The organism is Labrys sp. KB_33_2, from assembly GCF_052114505.1.
Classification (GTDB): Bacteria; Pseudomonadota; Alphaproteobacteria; order Rhizobiales; family Labraceae; genus Labrys.
Genome location: NZ_JBFREW010000039.1, coordinates 1 through 15,144, shown reverse-complemented (window position 1 = coordinate 15,144; position 15,144 = coordinate 1). Strand labels below are relative to the sequence as shown.

The 15,144-nt window shown below is 59.0% G+C and carries 12 protein-coding genes, 1 tRNA gene and 3 pseudogenes; 11 read left to right on the top strand and 5 right to left on the bottom strand.

Going from position 1 to position 15,144, the window contains the following annotated elements:
• Window positions 1–133 precede the first annotated feature (133 nt).
• Complete coding sequence (locus AB4037_RS33945) at window positions 134–487, bottom strand: hypothetical protein (RefSeq protein WP_441774563.1); 354 nt, start codon at window positions 485–487, stop codon at window positions 134–136.
• 1,237 nt (window positions 488–1,724) lie between these two features.
• On the bottom strand, window positions 1,725–2,666 hold the full coding sequence (locus tag AB4037_RS33940; protein ID WP_441774562.1) for a LysR family transcriptional regulator: 942 nt from the start codon (window positions 2,664–2,666) through the stop codon (window positions 1,725–1,727).
• Window positions 2,667–3,042: 376 nt separating this feature from the next.
• On the opposite strand from AB4037_RS33940, the gene AB4037_RS33935 reads away from it, so the two are divergent.
• The 7 genes from AB4037_RS33935 (at window position 3,043) to AB4037_RS33905 (ending at window position 8,965) form a co-directional block, all read left to right on the top strand.
• Window positions 3,043–3,843: an amino acid ABC transporter ATP-binding protein gene (locus AB4037_RS33935; protein ID WP_434961319.1), complete on the top strand. Its 801-nt coding sequence runs from the start codon at window positions 3,043–3,045 to the stop codon at window positions 3,841–3,843.
• A gap of 13 nt (window positions 3,844–3,856) precedes the next feature.
• Entirely contained in the window at window positions 3,857–4,516 is a 660-nt protein-coding gene (locus AB4037_RS33930) for an ABC transporter permease (protein ID WP_441774561.1), read from the top strand.
• Window positions 4,517–4,527: 11 nt separating this feature from the next.
• Window positions 4,528–5,259, top strand: coding sequence for an ABC transporter permease (locus AB4037_RS33925; RefSeq protein ID WP_441774560.1), 732 nt, complete (start codon window positions 4,528–4,530; stop codon window positions 5,257–5,259).
• Window positions 5,192–6,382: an alanine racemase gene (gene alr / locus AB4037_RS33920; protein ID WP_441774559.1), complete on the top strand. Its 1,191-nt coding sequence runs from the start codon at window positions 5,192–5,194 to the stop codon at window positions 6,380–6,382. Before AB4037_RS33925 ends, alr begins: the two co-directional genes overlap by 68 nt.
• A 28-nt stretch (window positions 6,383–6,410) precedes the next feature.
• Entirely contained in the window at window positions 6,411–7,256 is an 846-nt protein-coding gene (locus tag AB4037_RS33915) for a transporter substrate-binding domain-containing protein (RefSeq protein ID WP_441774558.1), read from the top strand.
• A 68-nt stretch (window positions 7,257–7,324) separates the two neighbouring features.
• Window positions 7,325–8,560 carry a CapA family protein gene (locus AB4037_RS33910; RefSeq protein WP_441774557.1) on the top strand — a complete coding sequence of 412 codons (1,236 nt, stop codon included), beginning with the start codon at window positions 7,325–7,327 and terminating at the stop codon, window positions 8,558–8,560.
• 213 nt (window positions 8,561–8,773) lie between these two features.
• Complete coding sequence (locus tag AB4037_RS33905) at window positions 8,774–8,965, top strand: phage integrase N-terminal SAM-like domain-containing protein (protein WP_441774556.1); 192 nt, start codon at window positions 8,774–8,776, stop codon at window positions 8,963–8,965.
• A 124-nt stretch (window positions 8,966–9,089) separates the two neighbouring features.
• On the opposite strand, the pseudogene AB4037_RS33900 reads toward AB4037_RS33905, so the two are convergent.
• Window positions 9,090–9,530: pseudogene (locus AB4037_RS33900) on the bottom strand (MerR family transcriptional regulator); the annotation flags it as partial.
• A 79-nt stretch (window positions 9,531–9,609) separates the two neighbouring features.
• Between AB4037_RS33900 and AB4037_RS33895 the strand changes: the two are divergent.
• From AB4037_RS33895 to AB4037_RS33880, 4 genes and pseudogenes are all read left to right on the top strand, one after another.
• Window positions 9,610–10,857, top strand: a complete 1,248-nt coding sequence (locus AB4037_RS33895; RefSeq protein ID WP_441774555.1) for an NADH:flavin oxidoreductase/NADH oxidase family protein — start codon at window positions 9,610–9,612, stop codon at window positions 10,855–10,857.
• Window positions 10,858–11,093: 236 nt separating this feature from the next.
• Window positions 11,094–11,804, top strand: coding sequence for a type 1 glutamine amidotransferase domain-containing protein (locus AB4037_RS33890; protein WP_441774554.1), 711 nt, complete (start codon window positions 11,094–11,096; stop codon window positions 11,802–11,804).
• A 75-nt stretch (window positions 11,805–11,879) separates the two neighbouring features.
• Window positions 11,880–12,972 (top strand): annotated as a pseudogene (locus tag AB4037_RS33885) (IS630 family transposase).
• Window positions 12,973–13,392: 420 nt separating this feature from the next.
• Window positions 13,393–14,424, top strand: a pseudogene (locus tag AB4037_RS33880) (recombinase family protein); the annotation flags it as partial.
• Between the two features lie 324 nt (window positions 14,425–14,748).
• Here AB4037_RS33880 and AB4037_RS33875 read toward each other — a convergent pair.
• Together AB4037_RS33875 and AB4037_RS33870 are read right to left on the bottom strand one after the other, a co-directional pair.
• Entirely contained in the window at window positions 14,749–14,988 is a 240-nt protein-coding gene (locus tag AB4037_RS33875; RefSeq protein WP_434960105.1) for a hypothetical protein, read from the bottom strand.
• A gap of 7 nt (window positions 14,989–14,995) precedes the next feature.
• Window positions 14,996–15,072: transfer RNA gene (locus tag AB4037_RS33870), tRNA-Met, on the bottom strand.
• Window positions 15,073–15,144 lie beyond the last annotated feature (72 nt).

The window sequence follows — 15,144 nt, the reverse complement described above, 5'->3', positions numbered from 1 at the left end:
TACAATCGAAAGAGGCTGCATTCCTCCATCGGCTACAGGCCTCCCGATGAGTTCGAGCAAACCTTGACCCGCTCATCCGATCTCGTAAAAATCCATCCACAAAACCCTGTCACTCAAATTTGAGTGTCTCACTTCAGGGGTGCACTCCACAATCGTCACCGTAATAATCATCATCGCCTTGATACGGTCGATAATAGCGGCGATAGTAGCGAGGCTGGTCGTTGTAATAGTAGCTGTCATACTGGCGTCGGTAGCCGTAATAGCCGGGCATCTGATCAGGATGGCGGCGAAGATAATGGCTTAGCTTGCAGCCGCCATAGCTCGTGATCTTGTACCCCGGGGGGCATCCGTAGCCGTAATATTGGATCTGCATTGCAACGGGAGAGGCGCCATTGGGCGCGAACTGGACTACAGGAGCTGCACTTGCTGTCGAAGCCAGAGCTGTTGCCGCTCCCAAAGCTAGGCCGAAAATCATCGAGCGAGACATCGTTGTTCTCCCACTGATATTCGCGCAATCCTAGTAAGCCCGCACTGAACGCAACCTGAATAATTTCGATGGCCCGGTTTCTGGGTGACAGCACGATGTTTCGAGCCCGCCTGGGAGACGGTGGCGGGTTTTTGTTTCAAGCAGGCAGACGGACGAGGCTTTGGCCCGTATGTCCGCGCCGGGATGTGGGAGCAAGGGGGCGACCTCGCCCCCTCGGCGCCAAACCACCGAAGGCGCAGGCAAGCCGGGATGGGTAGCGAGTGGTCTAATCCTGCTTGATATAGCGCTATTTCTTCCCCCGCCTACGATTGGCTAGGTTGGTCAGAATCGTAAGCGGAATGCTGCCGGCCAATCCAACAATCAGAGATCCATGCAGCGTATCGATCACGTTCGATACAAGATGATGCCAGGCGAAGACAGCGCGAGAGACCAAGCAGCTCGACACGAGCACCAAAGCGTAAAAGGCCAACTGTTTAAGCTTGGACATGAAGGTTCGCTCTCGGAATTCTTGATCATGCAAGCACGGCCGGCGAGGTCGAAGCTTCATAGCTCACGGATGAATGGCTGCGCTTGCCAGCCAAATATGCAAAAATATGCGGCTTGAAGTGACACATGATGCTTATTGTATTCGAGTCCAAGATTAGTCTTTCAATGGCGTATCGACCGAGAGCCCGATAGATGATGTCAGCACTCTTAGACATTAGATAAAATTTGAAATAATAATAAAATGCCTCTTCCGATTTTTCTCTCAACACAAGAAGAAGATACATTCGGCTTTCATTCATGACACTCTGTGAGAGGTCATTGACGCAGGAGCAGTCTTGGCCGCCGGCGTTGGCATTGAGGTATCCCGGCTGCATGAACACCATTCGCTCTGTGGTTCCGAGATTTGGGGTTGGCTGTTCAACGGATGATGTGACGTTGAAATCCAGGCGGAATGCCAGGCGGTCCGGTTCCTCGGTACATGCTGGTCATCGCCCTGCGATGGAGTGATCGATGTGCAGCAACATATCGAGTGAAGCATGCTCTATCGGCAACTGTATGTGGCCGCCGCCACGCTGAAAATGATCCGCGATACTGTCACGCGATGATTAGTGATCGCTACGAAGCACCGAGCAGTGGCGATACCACTGCCGCCTGGTCAACGGGCCACGATCTCAAGAGTTCATGGAATGCTTATTGACGCGCGGCGCATGGAAACATTGCCAATCAAGAGTCTGGGCGATCCTCGTGTGCCTTATGGGTACGTGCCGGCGTCTTCACGATCTTCCGCATCGACCTGCGCGCATTCCACCAGCACTTTGATCGTTTCTTGGAGCAGCGTTCCGAACCTGCGCCCCTTCTGCCAGAATACGACATAGTGATAGAGGGCGCTCGGCTCGAAGGGGCGAACTTCGACCGGGAAAGACGCAAACTGGCTGGCGGCGAAGGTGTTGCTACTCGATATGCCGAGACCCGCAGCAACGAAACTCACCTCCTGGCCGATGACGTCGACCTGGATGGCCAGATGCGGTTCCGCACCCATATATCTCATAGCGTTCTCATTCATGAGATGGGACTGCATCCCTGGTTCGACATCCGCGAGCGGCTCCCCCACGAGATCTTCAGGCCTGATGATATCTTTGTGGGTGAACCGGTGACCGCGAGGGCAAATGTAGACATTGGTCGCGGTTGTTGCCGGACACCAGTCGAAGACATTGCCGTCCAAGGGCAGCCGAGCAATTCCAAGGTCGGCCCGTCCCTCCAGGACATGCTCGGCCACCTCCGGGTAGGTGCCCGATTTGAGCACGATCCCTGCGATCGGTTGGTGTGAACGCAGCTTACGGAAAGCCTCGGGCAAAAGTCGGAGCGAGAAGATGTGCGGCGCGGCGATACTGATCGTGTCGCTATCGACCCCCTTCAAGGACGCAACCGTTTTGGCGACCCTTTCGATCTGGACGAAGGTGGCGTCGGTATCGCGAAAAAGGGTCATCGTGTGGGCCGTCGGAACAAGCCGCCCCTTGTCGCGCACGAATAATTGCACGCCGAGCAAGCCCTCTAATATCCGAATTTGCTGGCTGACGGCAGGCTGGGTGATTTCAAGTGCTTTGGCAGCACTGCGCTCCGAGCCCGATCTGACGACCTCGCGCAGGATCTGAAGCTGGCGAAGCGTGACGCCCGTCTTTGAGATTTCCACCATGATATGGCTTTCGCGCAGCTGCCGTTGTCGTCTTTCGATACAAAGATCAACTTATACAGTCCTGCCGATCGTGCCACTCCGATTGTCTACCACGGAGCAATAGATGGTTATTCGCGTTGGGGCGACGTTAGGCCCTATTAGCTGAACTTATCGAAAAATAATTTCGCTTATAAATTGATCTCGGGAAGCGCGCGGGCAATTCTGGGTCAAGACGCAGTTCCAAAAGCGCTCGCCGCCTCTGGAGCAGAGGGGCGTCCCACACATCGACAACAGAACTCAAAAAAGAGTGGTGCAGCTCCATGCGTGCAGCAAGCGCTTTGCCATGTCCAGCATTCCCCCGTACCGGCGGCACCCAGCCTCCAGCGCGGGGTGCCTGATGCAAAGTGAAGCGACGTTCCCCCGGGCCGTGACGCGCGGTATCCGAGCCCAGCGGATCGAAAAACGGCTCGGCGGCAACGAGGTCCTGCGCGGCGTCGATCTCGACGTAAGGCCTGGCGAAATTCTCTCTATCCTTGGCAGCAGCGGCTCGGGCAAGAGCACGCTTCTGCGGTGCCTCAATCTCCTGACAGTCCCCGACCGGGGCGACATTTGGATCCACGGCGAGAAGCTCGCGATCCAGGCTGCATCGCAGCGAGGCGGCGAGCCCAGCATCACCGATCATCGGCAGGTGCGGCGCGTCAGAGCGTCGATGGGCATGGTGTTCCAGAACTTCAATCTCTGGCCCCACAAGACGGTGCTTGAGAACGTCACGGAAGGTCCCATCCTCGTCAAAGGGCTCCAGCGCCATGCGGCAGCCGATCTCGGGCGCTGCTACCTCGCCAAGGTCGGAGTCTCCGACAAAGCGGACGCCTATCCCCGCCATCTTTCCGGCGGCCAGCAGCAGCGCGTGGCGATCGCTCGCGCGCTCGCCATGGAGCCCCGCGTTCTGCTCTTCGATGAACCGACCTCGGCCCTCGATCCAGAGCTGGTAGGCGAGGTGCTTCGTGTCATGGCGGCACTGGCGGAGGAAGGGCGAACGATGGTGATCGTCACCCACGAACTCGCCTTTGCGAGGCAGGTTTCGACACGGGCAGCCTTCATGCACCAAGGCTTGATCGAGGAAGAAGGTCCCCCATCGGAGTTCTTCTCCACGCCTGCTTCCAGCCGGCTTCGCAGTTTTCTTGCCTCACATCGATAGAGGGGTTTCCCGCATGGACGGCTTTGCCGTGCAATTCGTCAACGGCCTGAAGACGACGGTACTGCTGGCGCTTGTCAGCGGCATGCTCGGCATGGCGCTCGGTCTGCTCGCTGCCGCCGGGCGGCTATCGCGGTGGAAAGCAATCAGCCTCGCCGTCGGCTTCTACACCACGATCATTCGCGGCGTGCCCGAACTCATCATCATCCTGCTGATCTATTTCGGAGGCACGGTCGCCATCAGCGCCTTCTTCGGCCGCTATGTCGAGGTCAATGCGTTCTTGGCGGGAGTGGTTTCCCTCACCGTGGTCATCGGCGCCTACACCGCGGAAATCTTCCGAGGCGCGGTGCGCAGTATACCCGCGGGACAGATCGAGGCGGCCCGCTCGCTTGGGCTGCATCCCTGGCAAACCTGGCTGCTCGTCACTTTTCCGCAAATGCTGCGCATCGCGCTGCCGGCGCTTGCGAACCAGTGGATCTCCCTCGTGAAAGAGACCTCGCTGATCTCGATCGTCGGACTGACCGATATCATGCGCGTCGCCACCATTGGCGCGGGCTCGATGCGCGCGCCGCTGAGCTTCTATCTGGCCGCTTCGGCCCTCTACCTCACGCTAACCAGCCTGGCGCTGGTGATCTTCAATCTGCTCGAACGGCGTTTTGCCGTTCCCGGGCGGTGAGGCGTTCAACGATGGATATCCCCCTCCTCCTCACCAGCACCGTCACGCTTGCCGGCGGCATTCCGCTGACACTTCTCCTGACCTTCGTATCGCTCCTTGCAGGCTTCGTCCTCTCGGTGCCGCTAGCCTTCATGCGTGCATCGTCTCGGCGCTGGTTGTCCTTGCCTGTCCTCGCCTACACCTATGTTTTGCGTGGCACGCCGCTGCTCGTTCAGCTCTTTATCGTTTATTATGGCCTCGGCCAGATTGGCCTCATCCGCTCGAGCATCCTGTGGGTTCTGCTGCGCGATCCGTTCTGGTGCTGTCTGCTCGCCTTTTCGCTGAACGGCGCCGCCTACACGACGGAGATCTTTCGCGGCGGCATCCAGGCCGTCGCCCCTGGCATGGTCGAGGCGGCACAGGCGATCGGCATGTCGCCCTTGCAGATCAAGCGCCGGATTATCTTCCCGATCGCCTTCCGAAGCGTGCTTCCCTCCTATGCCAATGAAGTCATCAGCCTGGTGAAGGCAACGTCGCTGGCCAGCACCGTGACCCTGCTCGAGATCACTGGGCTATCGCGAAAACTGGTTTCAGAAACGTTCGCACCCTACGAGATCTTCATTGCCGCCGGCTTGCTCTATCTCGGCCTGACATTCCTGCTGACCGCCGCATTTCACATGCTGGAGACGCACTTGAATGGCGCGCCGCGGGCCAAATCCCGACCGGGACGGGTCGCCCTCGCGCAGGTGGCCCATGAACAATAGTCACCACCAAAATCCGCTCCACGAAACCGCCTGGCGCGAGATCGATCTGTCGGCGATCGCCTCCAACTACCGCGCCATTCGAACAGCGATCGGTCCGAACACGAAAATCATCGCCTGCCTCAAGCAGGATGCCTGTGGATGCGGAGCGGAGAAGGTCGCTTCCGTCTTGTCCGCAGCAGGCGCCGATGCCTTTGGCGTCGTGTCGATTGCCGACGCTCTGGCGGTACGCAAGGCGGCGCCGGGAAAGCCTATCCTGATGTACCCGGGCATCGGCCCGAAGGCCGTCGATTTTGTCCGGGAGCTTGATCTGACGATTTCGATTTCCGGTGAGGAGGATCTGCGTGGCTGGCTATCGACCGGCGTGCCCCTCAAGATCTTCGTGAAGGTGGATCTAGGTTTTTGGCGCGCAGGCGTGGCTCCCTCGGGCCTTCGACGTCTGCTCGAACTATGTACGTCGCGGACCAATGTCGTGGTGGAGGGCCTCTACGCCCATCTCAACGAATTCGGCCAGGCCGGTTCCTCGGCGCAGGAACAGGTTGCGCGCCTGATACCGCTTCTTGAGGGGCTCAAGGCAACAGGCCACTGCGCTGCAACGGTCATGGTGTCGAGCAGCGAAAGCCTGCTTCGCCATCCGGAGTTCGACATGGATGCGGTCGATCCGGGTGCGCTCCTTTTCGGACTAACCGGTGCCCATGCGGGTCGCCGAGGGCTGCTTATCCGCCCTGCCCTATCAGCGATTAAGGCACGGGTCGTTGCACTCAAAGCGTGCGACGACAGCATGGGCGCACCGCCGGACCTGCCAGGCTACCATCGCGCCATGCGCTTGGCGGTGCTGGGGATCGGCTGGGGGCATGGGGTGCCACGACGTCTCGGGCCGAAGGCCACTGTACTCCTCCGAGGGCAGCGCGCTCCGATCGTGCCGCCTGTCCATCTCGAGCACCTTCGCATCGACGTCACCGATATCCCCAGCGCAGAGCTCGGGGATGAAGCGATCCTGCTCGGCGCCGTGGGCACTGAGCGCATCACGTTGCAGGACCTCGCAGACGCCTGGGACACGGACGAAACGGGCGCCGCCTGTGGCCTCAGGGAGAGCCTGCGGCGGATATACATCGCCGAAAAATAAAAACTGAACCAAGAAGAAGGGAAACGATATGAAACGACATCTGGCTTTGGCTCTTCTAGCAACCCTGCTGGCCGGCGGGCCTGCCCTCGCCGAGGAGCGGAAGGTGATTACCATCGCCTCGGAAGGAGCTTCACCGCCCTGGGACTATATCGACGCGAACGGAGCACTCGTCGGGTTCGACATCGACGTGGGCAACGAACTCTGCGCCCGGATGAAGCTGCAATGCACGTTCGTCGCCCAGGACTGGGACGGGATCATCCCCGGCCTTCTGGTCAAGAAGTACGATGCGATCATCGCCGGCATGTCGATCACGGAAAAGCGCAAGAAGTCGATTGCCTTCTCCGTTCCCTATGCGGTGGGGCCAAACCAGATCGTCATGCGCCGCAACCTCGGCTTGCCGCCCGGCGATACCAAGGCCAAGCTGAATCTGACGGACATCAATGCGGAGAAGAAGGCGCTCATCGGCAAGCTGAGGGAAAGCCTGACGGGCAAGACGCTCGGCGTCCTCCGATCCTCGAATTCGGAGGCTGTCGTCCAAGAACTGTTCGGCGATATCGCGCAGGTGCGCAGCTATGACAGCCAGGAAAACCTGAAGCTCGACCTTACATCTGAACGCATCGACGGCGGATTGGGAGACTATCTCGTCTGGAAGCAGTTCCTCGAAACGCCGGAAGGAAAGGTTGTCGACTTCTTTGGTCCCCAGCTCTCCGGGGGCAGCTGGGGACCCGGTGTCGGGATCGGACTTCGCAAGGAAGACACCGATCTCGCCGATGCCTTCAACAAGGCCATTGAGGCAAGCGCCGGGGACGGGTCGCTCGGCCGGATGAGCCTCAAATGGTTCGGCATCGATATTTCTCCACAAACCGGAAAGTGACCGCTCCCTGCCTCTTTCCGCGGCCTGAGGGGCGCGTCTTTCTGAATTCATTTACAAGGTAAGCAGTTATGCCTTCGCCGTTCACGCTCGTCCTGACCGGGCAATCCCTGATTCATCATGATGTTCGACAGGTTTCCGACGAGGGATTTGCCGCGATAAAGTCGTTGATCCGGCAGGCTGATATCGCCTTCACCAACTTCGAGACCACTATATTCGGTCAACACGGCGGGTGGCCGATGAAGGGGAGCTATTTCGGATGTTCGGCGCCGGTGGTCCTGGATGCGTTGAAGGACGTCGGCTTCAACGCCCTGGCGCTCTCCAACAATCATGCCTTCGACCTTGGCCCACCCGGTATCCTGTCCACCCTCGAAGAGGTTGCGGCCAGGGACTTCCTTCATGCCGGTATCGGCGCCGATTTATCGCAAGCGCGGCAGCCTGGTATCAAGACCTTCGGCAAGAGGTCGGTGGCGCTCGTGGCAATGGACGCCGGGCCCGGGCCGGCGACGATGTATGCCGCCGACGCAACGGACCAACGACCAGCACGACCAGGTGTCAACGGACTTGAGGTTTCAAGGATATTTGAGCTGGACTCGTCACGCTTTGATGTCCTGAGCGGCATTCAGGAGACGTTCCAGAGCAGCCCGATGGAACGGGGCAACTACGCTCAGCCTGACGATCCGCCTGAGTTGCAATCCGCTGACGACATCGATTTCTATGGCACGATCTTTCGCAGGGCGAATGAAAACAAGCGCAGGATCCTGGTGGACGAGGCCAGCCTGGCGATACACCTGTCGGCAATCCGCAAGGCGGCCGCAGAGGGTGCCTTCGTGATAGCTTACCTCCATCATCATCACTGGGAGCCGAGCTGGCGCGAGGTCCCCATATGGGTCCAGACATTTGCACGTGCCTGCGTTGATGCAGGTGCCGGCGTGTTCGTCAGTCATGGCGCTCCGGTCCTGCAGCCCGTAGAAATCTATCGCGGCGCGCCGATCTTCTATGGGCTCGGAAATTTTCTCTTCCACCTCAATGAGGGCGAGGTGGTCTGGAGCGCGCCGGAGGTGTGGAAGAGCGTCGTCGCGACCTGCCGCTTCGACGCCAACGCTCAGCTCCAATCAATCGACCTCCATCCCATCGTGATCGGCGGCGAGAGGCTGGAGGCCCAGAACTATCATGAGCGCATCGTGGCTCTTCCGGCACCTACGGCTCTGGCAACCGAGATGATCGAGGATCTGGCTGCCCGCTCGCGCGCATACGGTGTGTCGATTTGTTTCGAAGCCAATTACGGAATGATAAGTCAGTATTGAACCTGCTGAGACGTGGGGAACGCCCGCCAATCAGAAATCCGGCAACTGACTGAGAACAGTTGCAGCCGTCCGCTTCGGGGCCGAGGAACGAACCCGCTACGCGGGAGAGCGCCTGCGGTTGAGGTAGAGCTAGTGATCCGGTCGTCGCGCTGGCATTGAGCGTCGTCCGGCAGCGGCAGACCATGACGGGCTTCTTCCACAAGGAGCCCGACCATGCCCCATCCCACTATCGACGCACCCATCAGCCCGCTGCGCCAGCGGCTGATCGACGATATGAATATGCGGCGTTTCTCACGGGAGACGCAGCGCAACTATCTCCGCGACATCGGACGTCTGGCGACATTTCTTGGACGTTCACCAGACACGGCTACCGTCGACGACTTGCGCCGGTTGCACCTCGCATAAGCGCAGGGCTCTACCCAAATCTGGAAGAAGATCAGGATCTCAGATCAGTAAGCGACTGCCGCCGGGAAGGACGAGCTTTTCTAGTAGCAGCGACGAGCTGTCGACGGTCGGCCTGATCGAGGAGCCGAACTTCGTCCCCTTCCGTCGCTAGCGACGCGCCATCGCTATCCCGCAGCAAAGTTAGAACCCTTCGCGCATTGGCTGCGCAGTCGACGTCGCCGGGACGCGCATCGATCTCCTCGATCAACCTGACGATATTGGACTTGCTAAGAGCCAGACGACGTTCGAGCGCTTCGATATCGTTGACCTTCTGCCGTAGCGCCTCGATCAACGCGTCATGTTCCCAGTGATCGAGATCCGTCGGAAGCAGTGTGCGGATTTCGTCGAGGCTGAAGCCCCCCTTCTGCGCCATCGTGATCAACTCGAGGATAAAATAAGCGTCCTGCGGATAGGTGCGGTAGCCGTTCGACCGGCGATCGACGGTCTTAAGCAGGCCGATTCTCTCATAGAAGCGGATGCGCGAAGGTGCCAATCCTGTCTTCTTGGCCAGTTCGCCGATCTTCATGGCACCTCCAAATAAGCCCTTGACCTTAAACCTAACTAAAAGGTTATGCGTGGGTCAAGCCAATATCTGGAGTGCAGTAATGTCCCTGTTTTCGCCGCTCAGGCTTCCCAGCGGAGCGATTATTCCGAATCGTATCGGCAAGGCGGCCATGGAAGAAAATATGGCGGATGCCGGTCATGCCCCGTCGGATGAACTGATCCGCCTCTATCGGGCGTGGGGTGAAGGCGGCGCTGGCCTCATCATCACCGGCAATGTGATGATTGACGCCCGCGCGATGACCGGCCCTGCCGGCGTCGTACTGGAAAATGATTCACAGATCGACCGCTTCCGGGCCTGGGCGGATGCGGCACGCGTGCGTGGCGCACAGGTCTGGATGCAGATCAACCATCCCGGCCGTCAGATGCCCGCCGACCTAGCACAAGTAACGCTTGCGCCGTCGGCGATTGCGCTCGAACTCGGTGCACAATCGAAGATGTTTCCGGTGCCCTGCGCGATGTCGGCCATCGACATCGCCGACGTTGAGCGTCGCTTCGTGACCGCAGCGACCCTGGCCGAGCAAGCCGGATTCACGGGCGTGCAGATTCATGCAGCCCACGGCTATCTTTTGAGCCAGTTCCTCTCCCCGCTCACCAACAAGCGTACCGATCAATGGGGCGGCAGCCTGGAGAACAGGGCACGTTTGCTGGTTGATATCGTACGCAAGGTGGGAAAAGCGGTATCGTCCAGCTTCGTCGTTTCTGTAAAACTCAACTCAGCCGACTTCCAGCGGGGCGGTTTCTCGCAGGAGGATGCACGCATGGTGGTCAAGATGCTGGCGCCGCTTGGCGTCGACCTCGTGGAATTGTCCGGCGGCAGCTACGAGGCTCCGGCGATGATGGGAACGTCGAGGGACCAGCGCACGCTCGCGCGCGAAGCCTATTTCCTGGAGTTCGCCCGCGACATCGCCGCAGTGGCAAGCATGCCGCTGATGGTCACAGGTGGCATCCGCCGACGTGAGGTTGCCGAACAGGTGGTGAACAGCGGTGTTGCGATGGCAGGAATTGCCACTGCCATTGCAATCAGCCCAGATTTGCCGAACCGGTGGCAGCAGGGCAACGACGATCGACCCAGCCTCAAGCCCATCACCTGGAAGAACAAGCCCTTGGCGTCGTTGGCGCACATGTCCGCAGTGCGCTACCAGCTCGCACGCCTCGGCCTCGGCCGACGGACTGTACCGAACGTTGCACCGTTATGGGCACTGGTCACGGCGCAGCTGAAGGCCAAGCGACAGGCACGTCAATACCGGCGGTGGATCGCCAACCGGGTTGCCGCAGCACGTCCAACTTGAACTCTTCACCCTAAACATAATTTGGAATTCAAGATTCAGGAGAATCAAAATCTGAATATTTCGCCTGCGTCCACTCATCGAATGAATTCCGATAATCAATATGAACAAAGGAAGCAGAAAATAATAACCGAAACATAGGTCATTTCGATTTGTTAAAGAAATTCGTTTTTTTCTTGATGATGTTTGCGGTTGCCGGAAGCGCGGCGGCCAGCACATCTCGCCCTAGGGAAGTGTTCATGTCTAATCGAGGCGAAATTCTCGTCGTCTTGACGAACCATTCAGCTTATCCAAGTCGACCGGACAAGACTGGGCTATGGCTCACCGAACTGACGCATTTCGTCGATGCTGTCGAAGCGGCTGGATACACGACTGACTTTGTTAGTCCGGCCGGCGGAGCGGTCCCTCTGGATGAACGCAGCCTCGGCTGGCTCTACACTGACCGCGCCGCGCGTGCACATCTGAACAATCCGCATTTCATGACCCGCCTCAAGAATACCATGGCAGCGGCCGATGCTGACCCAAGAGGCTATGCCGCCATCTATTTCACCGGTGGGCACGGTACGATGTGGGATTTTCGCGGGAACAACGCCCTGAAGAACCTCGGCGAGCGCATTTATCGACAAGGCGGTGTCGTATCGGCTGTCTGTCACGGAGCTGCCGGCTTGCTCGATCTTCAAGGTGCGGATGGTCAGCCGCTGATCGCGGGCCGAAGGCTCACAGGCTTTTCCAACACCGAAGAGCAACTATCGGGAATAAAGGACCAAGTGCCATTTTTTCTCGAGAACGAACTGAAAGCAAAGGGCGCTCGCTATAGCAAGGCATGGCTACCTTTTTCATCCTTCGTCGTGCTCGATGGGCGGCTAGCGACTGGGCAAAACCCTGGATCAAGCAAGGCGATAGCGAAAGCTGTTATCAAAATTCTTACCGAACCCGACAAGCATAAATAATACTAACGGGCCGAGCGAGTGACTCGTGTAAGGGTTCCGGCGCGGGAGATTGTCTGATTCAATCTGGCGGGAGGTATCTCGCCATGGCAGCAGTTGCGGACGGACTATTCGGCAGCGCAGCTTCGCATTTTGGCGTCTCGCACGAAGCACGCCAAGCAGAGCCGTCGGCTTTTATCGCTTGCGGCGGTCTTGGACGGGATGAGCCGGGCGGATGCGGCTCGGATTGGCGGAATGGATCGCCAGACCTTGCGTGACCGGGTTCATCGCTTCAATACGCTCGGCCCGGAGGGGCTTAAGGATATCGGCTGGCAAGGCAAGCCGCCCCGACTGACACCGGCCCAATTGACCCTTCTTGCCCAGATCGTCGAAAAGGGGCCAGACCCTGCCAAGGATGGGGTTGTGCGCTGGCGGCGGGTCGATTTGAAGCGGGTGATCCAGGAGCAGTTCGGCGTGGACTTCCACGAGCGCTCGGTCGGCAAGATCCTCAAGATGTTGGGTTTCTCGCACATCAGCCCACGCCCGCGCCATCCCGCCCAGAAAGCCGACATCATCGATGCTTATAAAAGAACTTCCAGGCGACGCTGAAGGCGCATTTGGGTCATCTGCCCAAGCGCAAACCGATGGAGATCTGGTTCGAAGACGAGGCCCGGATCGGGCAGAAGAACGGCATCGTCCGCCAGTGGGCCAGGCGCGGCACACGTCCCCGCCAACCGGCTGACCAGCGTTATGAAAGCGCCTGTCTGTTCGGCGCGATCTGTCCGGCCCGTAGTGTCGGCGCGGGGCTAGCCATGCCCTATGCCGATACCCAGGCCATGCAACTCCATCTGGAAGACCCGGAGGGCAGTTCGGAGCAGCAAAATCAGCCCGGCATGTCGCCCGCGGTGTTCATGCCGCCCTGGTCCTCGATCGCGCCGGCTGGCACACAACCGACAGGCTCAAGGTGCCGAAAAACATCTCCTTGCTCCTGCTGCCCTCAAAAGCGCCCGAACTGAACCCTGTGGAGAATATCTGGCAATATCTACGCGCCAATTGGCTCTCAAATCGCGTCTTCGACACCTATGACGACATTGTCGATGCTGCTTGCAGCGCTTGGAACAAGCTTGTCGCTCTGCCCGACGTCATCGCCTCCATCGGCATGCGAAAATGGGCTCACACAGGTCATTCATAAAGACCGTTAGTATAAGTCGGCGTGAGGATGATAGGGCGTCGCCCGCCAATTTTCCATTCGCTATGGCACGCTGTTGCAAGCTCCGATGGTCGGGAGCACGCCAGGAGGCATCAAGGAGAGCCTTTTATTATCGTTTGATTTCAGTTGCTTATGCCTCCTTCTCCGCTGATCTTATTCCTGTCAGCTTGCAATCGACTTGGAACAGCGCAACCATGGCCCCCGATATTTGTCCGCAGACCGGAAGTGTGCTTCGGCTCGTCAAGTCCGAGCCGGGACATGGGCATCAAAGCGCCGGTCCGGATCGGCGCCTGGTGGAACTGATCCGCCTGCTCGCTCGTCACGCCGCGCGGCAAGTCTACGAAGCACAGTTGAGAAAGGGGCGCCGCAAAACCCGCTCCTGATCCTGAGGGAGATTGATCCTTGAAGGTCGCGATCTACGCCCGCTACTCATCCGACAATCAGCGCGACGCTTCCATTGCCGACCAGCTTCGCATCTGCCGCCTCCATGCCGAGCGGCAAGGCTGGCAAATCGAGGAGGAATATACCGACCATGCGATATCCGGTGCCTCCCTCCTTCGTCCCGGCATCCAGGCCCTGATCTCAGACGCAACCCACGGTCGCTTCCAGTTGGTGCTTGCCGAGGCGATGGATCGCCTTTCGCGCGATCAGGAGGACATCGCCGGCTTCTTCAAGCGCATGGCCTATTCGGAGGTAAAGCTTCATACCCTCTCCGAGGGCGAGGTCTCGCACCTGCATGTCGGCCTCAAAGGCACGATGAACGCCTTGTTCCTGAAGGATCTCGCCGACAAGACGAGGCGCGGGCAGCGCGGCCGGATCGAGCAGGGCAAGGTCGGCGGCGGCAACGCCTATGGCTATGACGTAGTCAGGAAGGTCGACGGCGGCGAACTCGCCCGCGGCGAGCGCACCATTAATGAACAGCAGGCACAGGTAATCCGGCGCATCTTTCGCGACTACGCCGGCGGTAAGTCGGCTAAGCGCATTGCCCACGAGTTGAACAGGGACGGCATTGTTGGCCCTGGTGGCGGCGATTGGGGGGCCAGCACCATCAACGGCAATCCCAAGCGCGGCAATGGCATCCTCAACAATGAACTCTATGTCGGCAAGCTCGTCTGGAATCGGCAGCGCTTCATCAAGGATCCCGATACGGGAAAGCGTCAGGCGCGAGGCAATCCCCAGTCGGAATGGGTCACGCAAGACGTACCGGAACTGCGCATCCTGGATGACGACCTCTGGCAAGCCGCAAAGAAGCGCCAGAGCACCATAAAGGACCTCCGCGTCGTCGATGCCCAGCCAGGGAACCATTTCCGCGATCGGCGCAGGCCCAAATATCTCCTTTCCGGGCTGATCAAATGTGGCTGTTGTGGAGGCGGCTATTCGATAATCTCGGCCGACCTGCTCGGCTGTTCGACCGCCCGCAACAAGGGCACCTGCGACAATCGCTACAATATTCGGCGCGACCGGCTCGAGAGCCGCGTCCTTGATGGCCTGCGCCATCATCTAATGGAGCCAGCCCTCTTCAAAGAGTTTTGTGAAGAGTTCACCCGGGAGATGAACCGGCTACGCACGCAAGGACGGGCATCAATCGACGCGGCAGAAGACGAGGTTCGCAAGATCGACCGCGAGCTCGATACGCTCGTCAATCTGATCCTGAAGGGCGGAGCTGCTGACCGGCTCAACGCAAAAATGCTGGCACTCGAGAGCCGGCAAAAGGAATTGCAGCAGTTTCTCGAAGACGCCGCTGAACCACCTCCTTTGCTACATCCCAACATGACGAAGCATTACCGGATCCAGGTCGAGCATCTCTATGCGGCGCTCAACGACGATTCCCAGGGACATCGCATAATGGCGGCCGAGCAGATCCGCTCGTTGATAAAGGAGATCGTGCTGACGCCAGAGAACGGCGAACTTCAGATCGACGTTCGCGGTGATCTGGCTGGAATCCTTGCCATATCCCTGGAACGCAAAAAGCCCGCCGGAGAGGCGGGCAAATCGCAATTTGAGATGGTTGCGGGGGCAGGATTTGAACCTGCGGCCTTCAGGTTATGAGCCTGACGAGCTACCGGGCTGCTCCACCCCGCGGCAGGTAATTTACATGGTATTCGAGATTTTTGCTTTGCAGGCCTGGCAACGACCTACTCTCCCAGGTCTTGA